This is a genomic window from Amycolatopsis thailandensis (assembly GCF_042723255.1).
Classification (GTDB): domain Bacteria; phylum Actinomycetota; class Actinomycetes; order Mycobacteriales; family Pseudonocardiaceae; genus Amycolatopsis; species Amycolatopsis thailandensis.
The window spans coordinates 1-17,005 of record NZ_JBHXJK010000161.1; the positions used below are offsets into that span (position 1 = coordinate 1).

The 17,005-nt window shown below is 69.2% G+C and carries 17 protein-coding genes; 12 read left to right on the forward strand and 5 right to left on the reverse strand.

Annotated features, from left to right (window positions below):
• Positions 1-51: 51 nt before the first annotated feature.
• Positions 52-372 carry a WhiB family transcriptional regulator gene (locus ACFWMR_RS37665; RefSeq protein WP_007031108.1) on the reverse strand — a complete coding sequence of 107 codons (321 nt, stop codon included), beginning with the start codon at positions 370-372 and terminating at the stop codon, positions 52-54.
• 230 nt (positions 373-602) lie between these two features.
• On the opposite strand from ACFWMR_RS37665, the gene ACFWMR_RS37670 reads away from it, so the two are divergent.
• The 5 genes from ACFWMR_RS37670 (at position 603) to ACFWMR_RS37690 (ending at position 5,006) form a co-directional block, all read left to right on the forward strand.
• On the forward strand, positions 603-1,517 hold the full coding sequence (locus ACFWMR_RS37670; RefSeq protein ID WP_378381863.1) for a MerR family transcriptional regulator: 915 nt from the start codon (positions 603-605) through the stop codon (positions 1,515-1,517).
• 9 nt (positions 1,518-1,526) lie between these two features.
• On the forward strand, positions 1,527-2,366 hold the full coding sequence (locus ACFWMR_RS37675) for a hypothetical protein (protein ID WP_378381857.1): 840 nt from the start codon (positions 1,527-1,529) through the stop codon (positions 2,364-2,366).
• A gap of 140 nt (positions 2,367-2,506) precedes the next feature.
• Positions 2,507-3,103, forward strand: coding sequence for a response regulator transcription factor (locus tag ACFWMR_RS37680; protein WP_003073605.1), 597 nt, complete (start codon positions 2,507-2,509; stop codon positions 3,101-3,103).
• 382 nt (positions 3,104-3,485) lie between these two features.
• Positions 3,486-4,058 (forward strand): sigma-70 family RNA polymerase sigma factor, encoded by a 573-nt coding sequence (locus ACFWMR_RS37685; RefSeq protein ID WP_026467317.1) that lies wholly within the window; start codon positions 3,486-3,488, stop codon positions 4,056-4,058.
• Positions 4,059-5,006 (forward strand): anti-sigma-D factor RsdA, encoded by a 948-nt coding sequence (locus ACFWMR_RS37690; protein WP_208636114.1) that lies wholly within the window; start codon positions 4,059-4,061, stop codon positions 5,004-5,006.
• A gap of 91 nt (positions 5,007-5,097) precedes the next feature.
• Here the strand turns inward: ACFWMR_RS37690 and ACFWMR_RS37695 are convergent, their stop codons facing one another.
• Positions 5,098-5,484, reverse strand: a complete 387-nt coding sequence (locus ACFWMR_RS37695) for a DUF5319 domain-containing protein (RefSeq protein ID WP_005166667.1) — start codon at positions 5,482-5,484, stop codon at positions 5,098-5,100.
• 135 nt (positions 5,485-5,619) lie between these two features.
• Between ACFWMR_RS37695 and guaB the strand changes: the two genes are divergently transcribed.
• The 3 genes from guaB to ACFWMR_RS37710 all read left to right on the forward strand — a co-directional run bounded on the left by guaB (position 5,620) and on the right by ACFWMR_RS37710 (position 9,003).
• On the forward strand, positions 5,620-7,131 hold the full coding sequence (gene guaB, locus ACFWMR_RS37700) for an IMP dehydrogenase (RefSeq protein WP_093938449.1): 1,512 nt from the start codon (positions 5,620-5,622) through the stop codon (positions 7,129-7,131).
• A gap of 81 nt (positions 7,132-7,212) precedes the next feature.
• Positions 7,213-7,698, forward strand: a complete 486-nt coding sequence (locus ACFWMR_RS37705; protein WP_093938450.1) for a DUF3574 domain-containing protein — start codon at positions 7,213-7,215, stop codon at positions 7,696-7,698.
• Between the two features lie 171 nt (positions 7,699-7,869).
• Positions 7,870-9,003 (forward strand): GuaB3 family IMP dehydrogenase-related protein, encoded by a 1,134-nt coding sequence (locus ACFWMR_RS37710; RefSeq protein ID WP_005166670.1) that lies wholly within the window; start codon positions 7,870-7,872, stop codon positions 9,001-9,003.
• A gap of 113 nt (positions 9,004-9,116) precedes the next feature.
• Here the strand turns inward: ACFWMR_RS37710 and ACFWMR_RS37715 are convergent, their stop codons facing one another.
• Entirely contained in the window at positions 9,117-9,674 is a 558-nt protein-coding gene (locus ACFWMR_RS37715) for a DinB family protein (protein WP_378381858.1), read from the reverse strand.
• 73 nt (positions 9,675-9,747) lie between these two features.
• Between ACFWMR_RS37715 and ACFWMR_RS37720 the strand changes: the two genes are divergently transcribed.
• The 4 genes from ACFWMR_RS37720 to ACFWMR_RS37735 all read left to right on the forward strand — a co-directional run bounded on the left by ACFWMR_RS37720 (position 9,748) and on the right by ACFWMR_RS37735 (position 14,459).
• The gene (locus ACFWMR_RS37720) at positions 9,748-11,454 is read left to right on the forward strand and encodes a GMC oxidoreductase (protein ID WP_378381859.1); all 1,707 of its coding nucleotides are present in this window, start codon (positions 9,748-9,750) and stop codon (positions 11,452-11,454) included.
• A gap of 9 nt (positions 11,455-11,463) precedes the next feature.
• Complete coding sequence (locus ACFWMR_RS37725; RefSeq protein WP_378381860.1) at positions 11,464-12,186, forward strand: maleylpyruvate isomerase N-terminal domain-containing protein; 723 nt, start codon at positions 11,464-11,466, stop codon at positions 12,184-12,186.
• 58 nt (positions 12,187-12,244) lie between these two features.
• On the forward strand, positions 12,245-12,952 hold the full coding sequence (locus ACFWMR_RS37730) for a flavodoxin family protein (RefSeq protein WP_378275691.1): 708 nt from the start codon (positions 12,245-12,247) through the stop codon (positions 12,950-12,952).
• Positions 12,953-13,124: 172 nt separating this feature from the next.
• A complete protein-coding gene (locus ACFWMR_RS37735) occupies positions 13,125-14,459 on the forward strand; it encodes an FAD-binding oxidoreductase (RefSeq protein WP_378381864.1) in 1,335 nt (444 codons plus the stop codon).
• Here ACFWMR_RS37735 and ACFWMR_RS37740 read toward each other — a convergent pair.
• Entirely contained in the window at positions 14,456-15,901 is a 1,446-nt protein-coding gene (locus ACFWMR_RS37740; RefSeq protein WP_378381861.1) for an aldehyde dehydrogenase family protein, read from the reverse strand. The genes ACFWMR_RS37735 and ACFWMR_RS37740 overlap by 4 nt on opposite strands.
• A 19-nt stretch (positions 15,902-15,920) precedes the next feature.
• On the reverse strand, positions 15,921-16,955 hold the full coding sequence (locus tag ACFWMR_RS37745; protein ID WP_378381862.1) for a zinc-dependent alcohol dehydrogenase family protein: 1,035 nt from the start codon (positions 16,953-16,955) through the stop codon (positions 15,921-15,923).
• Positions 16,956-17,005: the final 50 nt, after the last annotated feature.

Below are 17,005 nucleotides of genomic sequence, written 5' to 3' on the forward strand. Positions count from 1 at the left end.
GGGCGGCACCCCACCCGGATGCCGCCCTTCCGCGTCGCCGACTCGGCCGGATCAGCCGTTCGACATGCTCAATGTGCGCTTGTCCGCCTTGATGATGTGCTCGCGTTCCGATTCCGACAGCCCGCCCCAGATCCCGTACGGCTCGTGCACGGCGAGCGCGTGGTTCCGGCACATGGCCAGGACCGGGCAGGCCAGGCACACGGCTTTGGCCCTCGCCTCGCGGCGGGCTCTGGCCGGCCCGCGTTCGCCGTCAGGGTGAAAGAAGGACGCGCTGTCCATACCCCGACACGACCCTTCGAGCTGCCAGTCCCACACATCCGCGTTGGGTCCCGGGAGCCTGCGTGTGTCCGCCATCCTGACCGCCTCCGTCATCCGGTCGAAGCGTTTACCTGCTCTGCTGCGCTGCGGATACTCCATTCGGTGCAACGGCGGTAACGTTAGAAGCGCGCCAATACTTGTTCAAGAGATTCAAGACGATTCAGCCGTTAGGCATCCCCCGGATGTGTGAGCGGTACTTTCCGTTCCGGTTGCCCCCGTCCCGGCCTGCCTGGATATTGGGTCGAGTGGGATCTCGGATCAGCAGTGAAGAACCCACCCTGCCGGTGGCCTCGGTCGCTCGCCGGCTCGGGGTCGCACCGTCCACCCTTCGCACCTGGGACCGCAGATACGGCGTAGGACCGAGCCGTCACACCAACGGCCGCCACCGCCGCTACGGCAGCTCCGACATCGGACGTCTCGAACTGATGCAGCGCGCGTTGCTTCGCGGCGCCTCGACGGCCGAAGCGGCGAAGTACGCGCTCGAGCAGATGCCCCGGACTGCCACGGAGACCCCGGAATCCTCCGTGGTCCAAGTGGACGAGCAGGCCGTCACACCGCCCGCTGACGATCACGACGTCCCGTCCCGCCTCGCCAGGCGCTTGAGCACGGCCGCGCTCGCGATGGACTTCGGCGCGGTCCAGCGCATGCTCGCCGACACGATCCGCGAGCTCGGCGTCCTGCCCGCCTGGACCGGTGTCGTCTCGCCGGTCCTGACAGCGCTGGGCGCACGCTGGCGCGGCGTCAGCGCCGGCGCGGAGGTCGAGTACCTGCTCGCCGAATGCGTGTACGCCGCCCTCGTCCGCGCGACGCCGGTCCTCCGCGAACCGCGCAACCAGCGACCGGTCCTGCTGACCTGCGTCCCGGACGAGCGCGACAACCTCCCGATGTACGCGCTCGCCGCGGCGCTCGGCGGCCGCCGGATCGGCGCCCAGCTGTTCGGCGCCTCCCTGCCCGCCGAGGTGCTCGCGGTGACGGTCCGTCGCAGCGTCCCGGCGGCGGTGGTGCTGTGGTCGGGGCGGCGCGCGACAGCGGACCCGCGCCTGTTCGCCAGGGTGTCCCGAGGCCGTCAGCGCAGCAGGCTGTTCGCCTGCGGCCCGGGCTGGGATCCCGCCACGCTCCCGGACAAGATCGAACTGCTCGGCGAACTGTCGACGGCCGCCGACCGGATCGAGCACGTTCTTGTCGGTGCGAGGCGATAGAAAGGACCGATGGAAGAGTCCTTGCGGTCCGCCGCGTTCGGTGACGGCCTGCCGCCGCCGGACTCCTTCGCGGTGCCCGCGTCACCTCGTGGACGGCTGCTGGCCGCGATCGGGCTCGGCGCCCGCGGCCGGTACGCGGCGGCGGCCACGCTGCTGGCCGGATTGCGCACGAGCAAAGACCCGGTGCTCGCGTCGCTGGCCGCGAGCACGCTGGCGTCGCATCGGCGGCAGCTGGGCGGTCACGCGGCGGCCCTCGCCCTCGACGGCGAGGCGCTCGCGCTGGCGATCGCGGAGCCGCCGGGGGAGCCCGACACCGACGGCCTGGACGCGGAGGGGGCGCGGGCGGACGCCCTCCTCGGTCTCGCGGCCGACAACCTCGGGCGCGGCAGGCTGGCCGCCGCCCGGCGGCTGCTGGCGCGGGCGGAGGCGCACACCGGCAACTGGCGTAGCCGGACCAGGGCCGGTTGGGTGGGCGCGGAAATCGAACTGGCGAGTAACATTTCCCGCGCGGCGATCGCACCTGCGGAAATGGCGCTGGAAACGGCGCAGGCCCGGGGCGCGTGTCGGCATGTCGTCAAATCGCGGCTTGTACTCGGCGTGACGATCGCGAATGGAAGTTCCGCTGACCGGGACCTCGCGAAAGCGCTGGTGGAGAGCGCGCGCGAAACCGCCGAGAAATACGAATTCAATTCACTTCTGTGGGTGGCGTGCCTGCTCGCGGCCGACCTCGGGGCAGGACACGCCGATGAGTATCGATTCAGAAGTGCCGAACTGTTGCACGCAGTGTTACGGCACGCAGATCCTTGCGGGAGGTGGCTCGCCCGGCAATCTCCGTGGGTCCCCCTCTGAGGGCGTCTAGCCTGTTGGAGGGCCCATTCCGGCAACCGGGCTAAGAAACTTCAAAAAAAGCCACCGGATCGTGTCAAGGTTCGGGCTAAAGCGTCCGATAGGGGAAGTGGAATGTCACCCGGCTGCAGGAAGGAAACCCCGTGACGACGGTCTTGATCTGCGACGACCGACGCAGTGTCCGCGAAGGGCTCACTCGAGTGATGTCCGCGGTCCCAGGGGTCAGTCGCATCGACTGCGTAGCGCACGGTGACGAGCTGCTGGCCCGGTACTCCCGTCAGCCGGTCGACGTCGTGCTGGTCGGTACCCAGCGCGCTGTCCCGACTGGCGTCGAAGCCACCCGGCGGCTCGTCTCGGCGAACCCCCAAGCGAATGTGATCGTGTTCGGCGCCCCGGACGACGCGGGCAGCATCGCCGCCGCCATCGCCGGCGGAGCCCGCGGCTACCTGCGCTGGGACGCCTCGCGTCCCGAGCTGGTCGCCGCACTGGCGCACACCCTCGCCAGCACCTCGGTGCCGGCGCCGCGTCAGCCGTCCGACCCCGGCGTCCAGCTCACCGAGCGCGAGCTCCAGGTGCTCCGCGGGATGAGCCAGGGCAAGAGCAACGGACAGATCGGCCGCGAGCTGTACCTGTCCGAAGACACCGTGAAGACGCACGCTCGCCGCTTGTTCCGCAAGCTCGGCGTGCGGGATCGCGCTCAGGCTGTCGCCCACGGATTCCGCCGTGGACTCGTTTCCTGACAACGCTTTCTTGATCTCGCTGGTTGGATCGCAAGACGGGTGACGAACGGGCCGGGGGAGTACCCCTGGCCCGTACCTGTGTTTCCCGTCACGCTTCGCGCTTTATGCTCACAGCTCGGGCACTCTTGCCCGAGCGCGTCCGCCTCCGGGTGGATCGTCGTACCCCACTGCGTTCCGGCTCGTCGAAATTTCGACCATGAGCGACGGGAACGGGTGAAGACCCGGGTTTCAGCGTGCTCGCCGGAGAGGCGGCGCGCCGATGACGGCCGTCAACCAAGGCGGCGGGCCCGAGCGGTACGGTAGCTGTCACCGGTAGTGGCCTCCGAAGTCACACGCCGGACTCTTTGCACGCCTATACGTAACACTGGGACTGTTGTCTGCGATGGCCAATGTGGGGGACGGACTGGATGAGCCGGTCGCCGCTGCTGTTGAGGGTGATCCTCAAGCGGTCGAGCGGTTGCTGGCGGCCATCCGTCCTTTGGTAGTGCGGTACTGCCGCGCTCGGGTTGGCAGGCAGGAGCGTTCGTTCGCTTCCGCAGACGACGTTGCTCAGGAGGTGTGTCTCGCGGTGCTCACGGCATTGCCTTCGTACCGTGATCAGGGCCGCCCGTTCCTGGCCTTCGTCTACGGGATCGCCCAGCACAAGGTGGCCGACGCGCATCGCGCCGCGGCCCGTAACCGCGCCGAACCGGTCGCCGAAGTCCCCGACGAGGTCGAGGGCGGCGTCGGTCCCGAGCAGCGTGCTCTTCAGGGCGAGCTGAACGAGCGCATGTCGCAGCTGTTGCGGGTCCTTCCCGACAAGCAGCGTGAGATCGTGGTCCTGCGCGTGGTCGTGGGACTGTCCGCCGAGGAGACGGCCGAGGCCGTGGGGTCCACCCCCGGCGCCGTCCGGGTGGCCCAGCATCGCGCCTTGGCGCGCCTACGTAAGGTTCTGGCCGCTGAGGAGGTGATCTGAGTGACCGACCGCGACCATCGGTTCTCCCCTGGGACCGATCGTGAACTGACGGCCTTCGAGAGAGGGCTGACGTCCTCCGAAGCCGAGTTCGCCGCTGATCTGTCGGCCGTTCAGGCCGATGACGCACTGCTCGACGCCCTCGGTGGCTCGGATCCGAAGATGGCCGACGACCTCGGCGATCAAGAGCTCAACGCGCTGCTGCTGGCCTGGCGGCGTGACATCGACAGTGAACCGCTCGCGGAACTCGTCGACGTCGACACCGCCGTCGTCACCGTGAAGACAGCCGCGCTCGCCCGCAAACACGGGGGAAGACGCCGGCTGCTGGTCCCGGTGGCCGCAGCCGCGGCCGTCCTGGCCATCGCCTTCGCCGGTACCGGTCTCGCCGCGAAGGACGCGCAGCCTGGTGACACGCTCTGGGGACTGACGAAGGTGCTTTACGCCGACCACGCCCGGTCGGTCGAGGCCGCCGCGGCGGCCAAACTCGATCTGGAGAAGGCCAACCTCGCGCTCGCCGGTGGGCGCCTCGACGACGCGCGCAAGGCGCTCGACGAAGCACAGGCCGCGTTGAGCCAGGTGACCGACGACGAAAACCGCGACCAGCTGTTCGAGCAGCACCGCCAGCTGAGTGCCCAGCTGCAGAATCCCGGCCAGCAACCGTTGCCGCCGGATCAGCAGCCGCCCACGCAGACGCCGGTCGCGACGACCCCGCAGCCCACTCCGCAGCCGACCGCTCCGCCGACGTCGCTGCCCGGAGGCGGCAACCCCGGCACGAGCCTGCCGGGCACCACGACGCCCTCGCCGACTCCGCCGACCTCGACCAGTCAGCCGCAGCCGCCCACGACGTCGACGACGCCGCCGGCCTCGGGCAACGACCCCGGTGGTTCGCGTAACGAGCCGTCGCCGGGTGCCGGAGCGCAGGCGCCCGCCGTGGTCCAAGAGACGCAGTAACACCTCAGAACGCCGAAAGGGCCTGGTGAGATCTCTCTCACCAGGCCCTTTCGCTGTTTGTCTCTGATCGCGTTTAGCGGGCTAAACGCGATCAGTAGGCGCTCTCGTTGGCCGTGACACCGTCCGCGAAGCCGCGGCAGTAGTCCCAGCTCACATAGTCACCGGGGTTCGGATCGAACGCGGGCTCGTGCGGCCGCATGCGGCCGTCGGCGAGCAGTTGCTCGAGACTGGCGCGCAGCAGATGCCAGTCGTGGTAGTGGGGTTCGTCGCATTCACCGCAGTCGACCACGATCCCGCGTACCCCGCGCGGTTCGAGAAGCGCCTGGTAGACGGCGAGATCGGAGAGGTCGGCCAGCAACTCGGTGCGCTCTTCGTCGCTGATCGGCTCGTCGAGCCGGTCGGCGTCGTCGATGAACGCGCGGGCCGGGTCGTCCGGGTCATCCGCGAACGGGTCTGGGGGCAACGCATCTTGCGGCACGTCTGCACGCTACCGGGCGCCCACCCGGGCCGGGCGGCCGCCCGGCCCGGATATCATGAGGGGCAGGCCCCCGCCGTGTTGTCACAAGCCACGGCGGTTCTCATTAGTCACCGCTAGGAAGGCCCTTCGCCTGCTATGACCAGCGACAGCGTCACCGCCCCCGTCCCGAGCAAGTTCGCCATGCTCGGGCTGACCTTCGACGACGTGCTGCTGCTGCCGGCCGAGTCCGACGTGGTGCCCAGTGCGGTCAGCACCCGCACCCGGCTCTCTCGCAACGTCACCCTGAACATCCCGCTGGTCTCCGCCGCCATGGACACGGTCACCGAAGGCCGCATGGCGATCGCCATGGCCCGCCAGGGCGGGATGGGCGTGCTGCAGCGCAACCTGCCGATCGACGACCAGGCCGCCGCTGTCGAGGTCGTGAAGCGCTCTGAAGCGGGCATGGTGACCGACCCGGTCACGTGCTCGCCCGAGGACACCCTCGCCGAGGTCGACGCCCTGTGCGCGCGGTTCCGCATCTCCGGTGTGCCGGTGACGGACGCCGCCGGGTCGCTGGTGGGCATCATCACCAACCGCGACATGCGGTTCGAGGTCGACCACACCCGTGCGGTGCACGAGGTGATGACGAAGCTGCCGCTGGTCACCGCACAGGTCGGGGTCACCGCGGAGGCCGCGCTCGGGCTGCTGCGCCGCCACAAGATCGAGAAGCTGCCGATCGTCGACGGCGCGGGCAAGCTGCGCGGGCTGATCACGGTCAAGGACTTCGTGAAGACCGAGCAGTACCCCAACGCGTCCAAGGACACCAACGGCCGTCTGATCGTCGGTGCCGCCGTCGGTGTCGGGCCGGACGGGCACAAGCGCGCGATGGCGCTGGCCGACGCCGGGGTGGACGTGCTGATGGTGGACACCGCGCACGGGCACTCCCGCGCCGTCGTCGAGACCGTCGCGCTGCTGAAGAAGGAACTGGGCGAGACCGTCGACATCGTCGGCGGCAACGTCGCGACCCGGGCCGGCGCGCAGGCGCTGGTGGAGGCGGGCGCGGACGGGATCAAGGTCGGCGTCGGCCCCGGTTCCATCTGCACCACCCGCATCGTCGCCGGGGTCGGCGTCCCGCAGATCTCCGCGATCTACGAGGCCGACCAGGCTGCTCGCCCGGCCGGGATCCCGGTCATCGGCGACGGCGGCATCCAGTACTCGGGCGACATCGCGAAGGCGATCGCGTCCGGCGCGTCCACGGTGATGCTCGGCAGCCTGCTCGCGGGCACCGCCGAATCGCCCGGTGACCTGATCCTGGTCAACGGCAAGCAGTTCAAGACCTACCGCGGCATGGGCTCCCTGGGCGCCATGCAGTCGCGTGGCGAGGCGAAGTCCTACTCGAAGGACCGCTACGCGCAGGACGACGTGCTGAGCGAGGACAAGCTGGTCCCCGAGGGCATCGAGGGGCGGATCCCGTTCCGCGGGCCGCTCGCGAACGTCGTCCACCAGCTGGTGGGCGGTCTGCGGTCGGGCATGGGCTACGCGGGCGCGTCGACGATCCCCGAGCTGCAGGAGGCGCAGCTGGTGCGGATCACCGCCGCCGGGCTCAAGGAGAGCCACCCGCACGACATCACGATGACCGTCGAGGCGCCGAACTACACCACCCGTTAGTCCGCCCTTTAGGACACTTACCCATCCGGTTCCGTTCCCGGGAGACTTGGCCCGCCGATCAAGTCTCCTGGGAGGAACCGGATGTCTTTTTCGCCTGCGTCGCGCCGGACCGCGCTGGCCGTCTTCGCCGCGGCCGCTCTCGGGCTCGGCGGCGGGGTGGCGGCTTCGGCCGTCCCCAGCGCTTCGGCCGCGCCTGCCGCGCCTCAGTCCGTCGAGGCCGCCGGTCTCCAGGCGTCGCCGGGTGAGCTGTGGAAGCGCACCGAGCTGTACTTCGGCACGACGAAGCCGGGTGGTGGGGAGCTCACCGACGCCGAGTTCACCGCCTTCACCGACAAGGTCGTCACGCCGAGGTTCCCGGACGGGTTCACCGAGCTGACCGGGCGCGGCCAGTGGCGCGGTTCGGACGGGGTGATCTCGCGGGAGAAGTCGAAGGTGATCGTGGTCGTGTACCCGTTCAGCGACCGCGACGCGAACCGCGAGATCGAAGAGATCCGGACCGCCTACAAGGCCGCCTTCGCGCAGGAATCCGTCCTCCGGACCGACTCCGTGGAGAAGGTCTCCTTCTGACCCACCAGCCCCACGCGCCCCACCCGCGCGACTTTAGCCCCCTAAACGCGAAACGGGTGGGGCGAGTGGGGCTGGTGTGACTTCGGGCCCGGTTCGGGAGCCCCGTCGCAGGTCACCCACGCGGCCTAGCGACAATGGGGTGTAACGGTCGTCGGTGAGAAGGGACTTGACGTGCGGGATCTGGTCGAGATCGGCATGGGCCGCACCGCGCGGCGGGCGTATGACCTCGATGACGTGGAGATCGTGCCGTCGCGGCGCACCCGGTCGTCTTCGGTCGTGTCCACCGCGTGGCAGATCGACGCGTACCGGTTCGAGTTGCCGCTGGTCACGCACCCCACCGACGCGATCGTGTCGCCGGGAACCGCGGTGGCCGTCGGCGAGCTCGGCGGGCTGGGCGTCCTCAACGCCGAAGGGCTTTGGGCCCGGCACCCGAACGTCGAAGAGGCGATCTTTCGCCTCGTCCGGGCGGCCGAGGACACCGAGGATCCGACCGCGATCGTGCGTGAGCTGCAGGAATTGCACTCCGCCCCGATCCGGTTGGATCTGCTGACCGAGGCGATCAAGACCGTCCGCGAGTCCGGCGTCACCGTGGCCGCGCGGGTCAGCCCGCAGCACGCCGCCGAGCTCACGCCGGACCTGCTGGCGGCCGGCGTCGAGATCCTCGTCGTGCAGGGCACGATCATCTCCGCCGAGCACGTCCAGCGCGACGCCGAGCCGCTGGACCTGAAGGACTTCATCGGGCGCCTCGACGTCCCGGTGATCGCGGGCGGCGTCAGCGACTACCGCACCGCGATGCACCTGATGCGCACCGGCGCGGCCGGCGTCATCGTCGGGCACGGCGCGAGCCGCGGCGTGACGAGCACCGACAGCGTCCTCGGGATCGGGACGCCGATGGCGACCGCGATCGTCGACGCCGCCGCCGCGCGCCGTGACTACCTCGACGAGACCGGCGGCCGGTACGTGCACGTGCTCGCCGACGGCGGGATGAGCGTGTCCGGCGACATCGCCAAGGCCATCGCCTGTGGTGCCGACGCGGTCATGCTGGGCGCGCCGCTGGCCGCCGCCTCCGAGGCGCCGGGGCAAGGGCTCTACTGGACGTCGGCGGCAGCGCACCCGTCGCTGCCGCGTTCGCGCGTGGCGCTGGGGCCGGACTACGCCGTCGACCTCAAGACGCTGCTCTTCGGGCCGTCCTCGGACGCTGAGGGCGTCGTGAACCTCTTCGGCGCGCTTCGCCGCGCGATGGCGAAGACGGGCTACTCGGACCTGAAGGAGTTCCAGCGGGTGGGCCTGACCGTCCGCCGCTGACGCTCGCTTCGCCCGGCCCGGATCGCGTTTAGCCCGCTAAACGCGATCCGGGCCGCTTTGCGCTCAGGTGCCCCAGTAGGCCCACGCGTCCCTCCTGTTTCGCGTTTAGCCCGCTAAAGTCGCGCGGCGGTCCTGGCCGCGCGGTCGATCTCCGCCCGCCGGGCTTCCCAGAAGGCCGCGTCCTTGCCGGGCGCATCGACGGTGCCGTCCAGTTGCTCCCGCAGGATGTCGGCGTGCCCGGCGTGCCGGTTGGTCTCGGTGAGGATGTGGACCAGGACGTTGAACAGCTTCACGTCGGGACGCGGCCACCAGGGCACATGGCCGGGCGCGTCGACGTCGAGCGCGGCGATGGTCGCGTCGGAGTGCGCCCAGACGCGCCGGTAGAAGCCGGTGATCTCCCCGCGGGTCTCGTGCTCGGTCGCCCACAGGTCGGTGCCGCGCTCGGGGACGGCATCGGGGAACGGCCGGCCGAAGACCTCGCCGAAGTACCGGGCCTCCCAGGTCGCCAGGTGCTTGACCAGGCCGAGCAGGTTGGTTCCGGTCGAAGTCAGGGGACGGCGGATGTCGTACTCGGACAATCCGTCGAGCTTCCGGAGCATCGCTTCGCGGATCTCTCGCAGGTCACTGTGCAGGTATTCCTTCGCGAAATGGTCGATCACCGGTCCGAGCATGCACCAGCCGGAAGGTAACTGGCGAGTAACTTACCTCTGGTCAGAAGGGGTGGCCGGGGTTACAGTCAAGGGTGTGACTGCCAGTAACACCACCACTGAAGACGACTTCGACTACGACGTGATCGTCGTCGGTTCCGGGTTCGGCGGCAGTGTCGCTGCCCTCCGGCTGACCGAGAAGGGCTACCGCGTCGCCGTCATCGAGGCGGGCCGCCGCTTCGCCGACGACGAGTTCGCGAAGACGTCCTGGGACCTTCGCCGCTACGTCTGGGCACCCCAGGTCGGCTGCTTCGGCATCCAGCGCATCCACATGCTCAAGGACGTCATGGTGCTCGCCGGCGCGGGCGTCGGCGGCGGCTCGCTGGTCTACGCGAACACGCTGTACCGCCCGCTGAAGCCGTTCTACGTCGACCCGCAGTGGTCCCACATCACCGACTGGGAGTCCGAACTCGGCCCGCACTACGACCAGGCCAGCCGCATGCTGGGCGTCGTCACCAACCCCAGCGTCACGCCGTCGGACGTCGTGATGAAGGGCGTCGCGGAGGACATGGGCGTCCCCGGCTCGTACCACCCGACGCCGGTCGGCGTGTACTTCGGCAAGCCAGGGGAGCGCAGCGAGGACCCGTACTTCGGTGGCGCGGGCCCGGCGCGCACCGGCTGCACCGAATGCGGCGCCTGTATGACCGGCTGCCGCGTCGGCGCCAAGAACACGCTGGTCAAGAACTACCTCTACCTCGCGGAGAAGGACGGCGCGCAGGTCATCCCCCTCACCACCGTGAGCGCGATTAGCCCGCTAAACGCAGGTGGGTACGAGGTGAGCATCAAGAAGACCGGGACCACCTCGCGGAAGTTCCGGCACAAGCTCACCGCCGCGCAGGTGGTGCTCGCCGCCGGCACGTGGGGCACGCAGAACCTGCTCCACACCATGCGCGACACCGCCAAGCTGCCGAAGCTCTCGCCGCGCCTCGGCGAGCTGACCCGGACCAACTCCGAGGCCATCATCGGCGCCGCCCGCACCTCGGTCGACGAGGACCGGAACTTCAGCCGTGGCGTCGCGATCACGTCGTCGATCCACCCCGACGACAACACGCACATCGAGCCCGTCCGCTACGGCAAGGGCAGCAACGCGATGAGCCTGCTCCAGACCATCGCCACCGAAGGCGATTCGGCGGTGCCGCGCTGGCGCCAGGCCGTGAACTTCATGCTAAAGCACCCGGTCCAGACGGTGAAGCTGCTCAACGGCTACCGCTGGAGCGAACGCACGGTGATCCTGCTGGTGATGCAGAGCCTCGACAACTCCATCACCACCTACACCAAGCCCGGCCTCTTCGGCCGCCGCAAGTACACCTCCAAACAGGGCCACGGCGAGCCGAACCCCAGCTTCATCCCCGCCGGGCACGAGGCCAACCTCCGCACCGCCGAGCGCATCGGCGGGATGGCGGGCGGCACGTGGGGCGAGATCTTCGACATCCCGCTGACGGCGCACTTCATCGGCGGCGCCCCGATCGGGACCGCGCCCGAAAACGGCGTGATCGACCCGTATCACCGGGTCTTCAACTACCCCGGCCTGTCCATTGTGGATGGTTCGGCGATCACGGCGAACCTCGGCGTGAACCCCTCGCTGACCATCACCGCGCAAGCCGAGCGGGCGTTCTCGCTGTGGCCCAACAAGGGCGAAAAGGACAATCGGCCGTCGCAGGACTCGGCGTACGCGCGTGTCGAGCCGATCGCGCCGAAGAACCCTTCGGTTCCGGCGGACGCGCCCGCCGCGCTTCGGCGGTAAGTTGGGGATGTGACCGCCGCCGAACGCGCCCACGCCCTGCTCGAACGTGTCCGAGCCCTGCATGACGAATGGGCGAGGGTGGTGCGCGCGCTCGACGAGGACGCCGTGCACGCCCCCAGCGCCTTGTCCGGCTGGACGCGGGCGCATCTGCTCTCGCACGTCGCGCGTAACGCGGACGGTCTCGGCAACCTGCTGAACTGGGCGAAGACCGGCGTCGAGACACCGATGTACGCCACGGCCACAGCTCGCGACGCGGGTATCGAGGCCGGAGCCGACCGCTCCGCCGCGGTGATCATCGCCGATGTCGTGGACTCCGGCGAGCGATTCACGGACCTGGCCGCGTCCTTGCCGGACGAGGCGTGGGCCGGTGCGGCGCGTGACAGGCAGGGCAGGCCGGTCACCGGTGAGGAAGTGCTGCGCAAGCGGCTGGCCGAAACCTCGATCCACCTCGTCGATTTGGACTTCGGTTACGACTTCGACCGGGTCTCCGGGCTGCTCGGACGGGAGTTCGAGGTCGTGGTGAGCAGTGCCATCGCCTCGTACGGCGAGGGGCTGCCCGCTGTCCTCCTGGTCGCCGTCGACGGCGACGGGACGCGGCACGAGTGGCGGATGGGCGAAGGCGATCCGGCCAAGGTGACCGGCACCCCCGGTGCCGTCCTGGCCTGGATCACCGGCCGCGGTGACGGGTCCACTTTGGACGGCGAAGTGCCACCGCTGCCGCATTGGCTCTAAGGAATCCGTAAGCCTTCGGGGGCTTTCCCCGGACGGCCGTCGGTGCTGTCCTTGACCGATGGACTACGACTTCAGCGGGCTCAAGGCCCTGTTCGTGAACTGCACCCTGAAGAGATCCCCGGAGAAGAGCAACACCGACGGCCTCATCGCGATCAGCCGCGACATCATGGTCAAACACGGTGTCGAGGTCTCCGTGCTCCGGGCCGCGGACCACGACATCGCGACAGGCGTCTGGCCCGACATGACCGAGCACGGCGCCGCGTCCGACGCCTGGCCGGAGCTCTACCGGCAGGTGATGGAGGCGCAGATCCTGGTGCTCTGCGGGCCCATTTGGCTCGGTGACAACAGTTCGGTGATGAAACGTGTCATCGAGCGGCTCTACGCCTGTTCGTCACTGCTGAACGACGCCGGTCAGTACGCCTACTACGGCCGCGTCGGCGGCTGCCTGATCACCGGGAACGAAGATGGCATCAAGCACTGCGCGATGAACGTGCTCTACAGCCTGCAGCATCTGGGCTACACCATCCCGCCGCAGGCGGACGCGGGCTGGATCGGTGAGGCGGGTCCCGGCCCGTCCTATCTGGACGAGGGCTCAGGTGGGCCGGAGAACGATTTCACCAACCGGAACACCACCTTCATGACCTGGAATCTGCTGCATCTGGCCTCCATGCTGCACCGGGCGGGCGGTATTCCCGCGTACGGGAATCAGCGATCGGAATGGGACGCGGGCAGCCGCTTCGACTTCGAGAACCCCGAGTACCGCTGACTCGGCCGGGTGATCCTCGCAACCTCGCCATGGCCCGCACGTCTTCACAAGTATGAAGTTGGGGCGAAGGAACTTTCTCAAGCTCGCCGGCGCGACCGCGGTCGGGGCGGCCGCGACGGCGTGTTCCGCCGCACCTCCAGTGCAAGCGCCCACTTCGGCCCCTGGCGTGTCTTTGCCGCCGAGCACCAGTGTCGCGCCGCCGTCCGGTCCGCCGGACTGGGCCGCGTTGCGGAACAAGGTCTCCCTGCTCTTGCCGGGGGATTCCGGGTATGACAGCGCCAAACGTGTGTTCAATCCGGCTTTCGACGGGCTCAAACCCGCCGCGATAGCGAAATGCGCCAAACCGGAAGACGTGCAGGCCGCTGTCGAAGCGGCGGCGAAGCGAGTCCCGATAGCCGCTCGTAGCGGCGGCCACAGCTACGCCGGCTATTCGGTTCCCGACGGCGGCTTGATGATCGACCTCGGCGGAATGTCCTCAGTGGACGTTCAAGGCGAACAGGTCGTGATCGGCGCGGGCGCGAAACTGAAGGACGTCTACGCCGAGCTCGGTGGCGCTGGACGTTGCCTGCCCGCGGGATCCTGCCCCAGCGTCGGGATCGTCGGGCTGACCCTCGGCGGCGGAATCGGTGTCCTCGCCCGAAAGTACGGACTCACCTGTGACCACTTGGTGTCCGCGCGGGTCGTCACGGCGGACGGGAAACTCCGCACGGCGTCGGCGGATTCCGAACCCGAGTTGTTCTGGGCGTTGCGTGGCGGTGGCGGCGGCAACTTCGGCGTCGTCACCTCGTTCACTTTCCGGACCGACCCGTCGCCTTCGGTCGTTTCGGTGTTCTCCCTGCGTTTCCCGGTGGGCAGCGCGAACGACGTCCTCGCCGAGTGGCAGCGCTGGCTGCCCGAAGCCCCGCCGGAGCTGTGGGCGAACGTGGTGTTGTCGGGCGGATCTCCGGTCGGCGCGAGGATTTCCGGTTGCTATGTCGGTGACACCGCTTCGCTCGCCAAGGTGCTGGACAGGCTGACCGGCAAAGTAAACGGGACGCGGACGGTGAAGCAACTCGACTATCTCGGTGCCATGAAGTACTTCTCCGGTAGCGAGAGCCGGCAGTCCTTTGCGGCCTCGTCGCGAATCCTCAGCGAGCCGGTGGACCCCGCGAAACTGACGTCGATACTGGACGGCAGGCGCGGCATGGACCTTCTGGTCGACGGCCTCGGCGGCGCCGTCGCCGACGTCGCGCCGGACGCCACCGCGTTCTGGCATCGGAAGGCGATCGGCAGTGTGCAGATCTACAGTCAGGCGGATGCCCGTAATCGTTCCGCGGCAACGGATTCCGTCGCGGAAGTGGTGACGGGCATCGGGCTGGGCGGGGGCTACGTCAATTACATCGACCCCGCCCTGCCCGACTGGATGACGGCCTACTACGGCGACAACGCCACCCGGCTCAAGCAGGTGGCGAAGACCTACGACCCGGACAAGGTGTTCGGGTTCGCGCAGGCCGTCACTCCGGCTTAAAGGTCGATGCCGGTGAAGACGGTGACCCGTTCCTCGGTGAGGTCGTGCATCGCGGCGAGAACACCTTCGCGGCCGACGCCCGATCCCTTGACGCCGCCGTAAGGCATCTGGTCGGCGCGGTAGGACGGGACATCGCCGATGATCACTCCGCCGACTTCGAGTTCTGTCGAGGCGTAGAAGGCGAGATGCACGTCGCGGGTGAACACCCCGGCCTGCAAGCCGTACGCGGATTCGTTGACCGACGCGAAAGCCTCGTCGATACCCTCCACAATGGACACTGCGAGTACCGGGCCGAAGATTTCCTCCGACCAGGCCTTTGTGGACGGTGGGACGTCGGTGAGCACGGTCGGCTCCACGGTCGCGCCGTCCCGTTTGCCGCCGGTGAGGATCTTCGCGCCCGCGGCGACGGCCTCGTCGATCCAGGCCACGATCCGCTCCGCGGCGGCTTCGTCGACGACCGGTCCCACATCGGTGTTCTTGTCGTACGGGTCGCCGGTTTGCTGCGACTGCACGGCTTCCACCAAGGCGGGCACGAATTCCTCGGCGACCTCGCTTTCGACGATGACCCGCTGCACGGCGATGCAGGACTGCCCGGCCTGGTAGTTGCCGAAGGTCGCGATGCGGTGCGCGGCGCCTTCGGGATCCGGCCAGTCCCGGAGCACGACGGCGGCCGCGTTGCCGCCGAGTTCGAGCACGACGTGTTTGCGCGGCGCGGAGTCGGCGATCGACCACCCGACCGGACCCGATCCGGTGAACGACACGACCGGCAGCCGCGGGTCCGCGACCAGCGCGGAGGTCTCCTCGTTGCCGAGCGGCAGCACCGAGAACGCGCCTTCCGGCAGGTCCGTCTCGGCCAGGATCTCGCCGAGGATCAAGGCGGCCAGCGGCGTGCGCGGCGCGGGTTTGACGATGATCGGCGCACCGACCGCGAGCGACGGCGCGACCTTGTGCGCCACCAGGTTCAGCGGGAAGTTGAACGGCGCGATGCCCAGTACCGGGCCGCGCGGGACGCGGCGAGTGAGGGCCAGCCTGCCCTCGCCCGCAGGATCTGTGTCCAGGCGTTGGAGGTCGCCGCTGAACCGGCGGGCCTCTTCGGCGGCGATCCGGAACACCGACACCGCCCGCCGCACCTCGGCGTCGGCCCACTTGAGCGGCTTGCCGTTCTCGGCGGTGATGACCTCGGCGATCTCCTCGGCCCGGCCGGCGATCACCCGCGAAACGTGGTCGAGCGCCGCGGCGCGGCTGTGCGCCGAGGACCGGCGGAACTCCTTCGCGACACTCGCCGCCGCGCTCACCGCTCGTTCGACCTGCTCCGGACCGGGCACCGCGACGGTGGCGACTTCGCTCCCGTCGTAGGGGTGGTGCACGGTGAGCGTCGAAGCGCCCTGCTCAGGGCGGCCGGCGATCCAGGCGGGACGCGGCTCGGGGGTGATCATGTCCATGGTTGACAAGGTATTCCAGTCAGGGCTTGACGAGCACCTTGAGCGCCTCGCGGTCCGCCATCGCGCGGTAACCGTCGGGCACCTCTTCCAGCCCGATGGTCCGGTCGAACACCTTGCCCGGCTGGTACCTGCCCTCGACGACGTCGTCGAGCAGTTCGGGGATGTAGTGGCGAGCCGGAGCGACCCCGCCGGTGACGGTGATGTTCCGTCGGAAGAGTGACGGACCGATCGGGCCCTCGGCGTACTGCGGCAGTCCGACGCGGCTGACCGTGCCGCCGGGGCGGACCGCGCCGACGCCCATCTCGAAGGCGGGCTTCGTGCCGACGCATTCGAGGACGGTGTGCGTGCCTTCGCCGTTCGTCAGCTCTCGCACCTTCTCGATGCCTTCGTCGCCGCGCTCGGAGACGACGTCGGTGGCGCCGAACTCGCGGCCGAGGTCCGTGCGGGCCTGGTGACGGCCCATCAGGAGGATGCGCTCGGCGCCGAGTCGCTTCGCGGCGAGGACCGCGGAGAGGCCGACGGCGCCGTCGCCGATTACGGTGACCGTGGTGCGCTCGTTCACGCCCGCCTTGACCGCGGCGTGGTGGCCGGTCGGGAACACGTCGGAGAGCGTGAGGAGTGAGGCGAGCAGGTCGTCGTCCTCGGTGTGCGGCAGTTTCACCAGGGTGCCGTCGGCCTGCGGGACGCGGACGGCCTCGCCCTGACCGGCGTCGACGCCCTTCGCGCCCCAGTGCCCGCCGTGCAGGCAGGAGGTGTGGAGGCCTTCGCGGCAGAACTGGCAGGTGTTGTCGGAGTAGACGAACGGCGCGACGACGAGGTCGCCGGTTTTGAGCGTGGTGACGTCGGCGCCGACGGCCTCGACGACGCCGAGGAATTCGTGACCGATCCGGACTCCGCGGTCGCGCGCGGGCATGCTGCCGTACGGCCAGAGGTCGCTGCCGCAGATACAGGAGCGGACGACGCGGAGGAGGGCGTCGGTGGGTGCGCTCAGCTTCGGGTCCGGGACGGTCTCGACGCGTACGTCGCCGGCGCCGTAGATGACAGTCGCTCGCAAGACGGTTCCTTTCCTGGGCTGGCCCCAGTATGGGCGCGTCGCGTTTAGCC

Coding starts and splice junctions, on each gene's coding strand:
- ACFWMR_RS37665 (WP_007031108.1), bottom strand. CDS start 372: ATGACGGAGGCGGTCAGGATGGCGGACACACGCAGGCTCCCGGGACCC.
- ACFWMR_RS37675 (WP_378381857.1), top strand. CDS start 1,527: ATGGAAGAGTCCTTGCGGTCCGCCGCGTTCGGTGACGGCCTGCCGCCG.
- ACFWMR_RS37685 (WP_026467317.1), top strand. CDS start 3,486: ATGGCCAATGTGGGGGACGGACTGGATGAGCCGGTCGCCGCTGCTGTT.
- guaB (WP_093938449.1), top strand. CDS start 5,620: ATGACCAGCGACAGCGTCACCGCCCCCGTCCCGAGCAAGTTCGCCATG.
- ACFWMR_RS37705 (WP_093938450.1), top strand. CDS start 7,213: ATGTCTTTTTCGCCTGCGTCGCGCCGGACCGCGCTGGCCGTCTTCGCC.
- ACFWMR_RS37715 (WP_378381858.1), bottom strand. CDS start 9,674: ATGCTCGGACCGGTGATCGACCATTTCGCGAAGGAATACCTGCACAGT.
- ACFWMR_RS37730 (WP_378275691.1), top strand. CDS start 12,245: ATGGACTACGACTTCAGCGGGCTCAAGGCCCTGTTCGTGAACTGCACC.
- ACFWMR_RS37740 (WP_378381861.1), bottom strand. CDS start 15,901: ATGGACATGATCACCCCCGAGCCGCGTCCCGCCTGGATCGCCGGCCGC.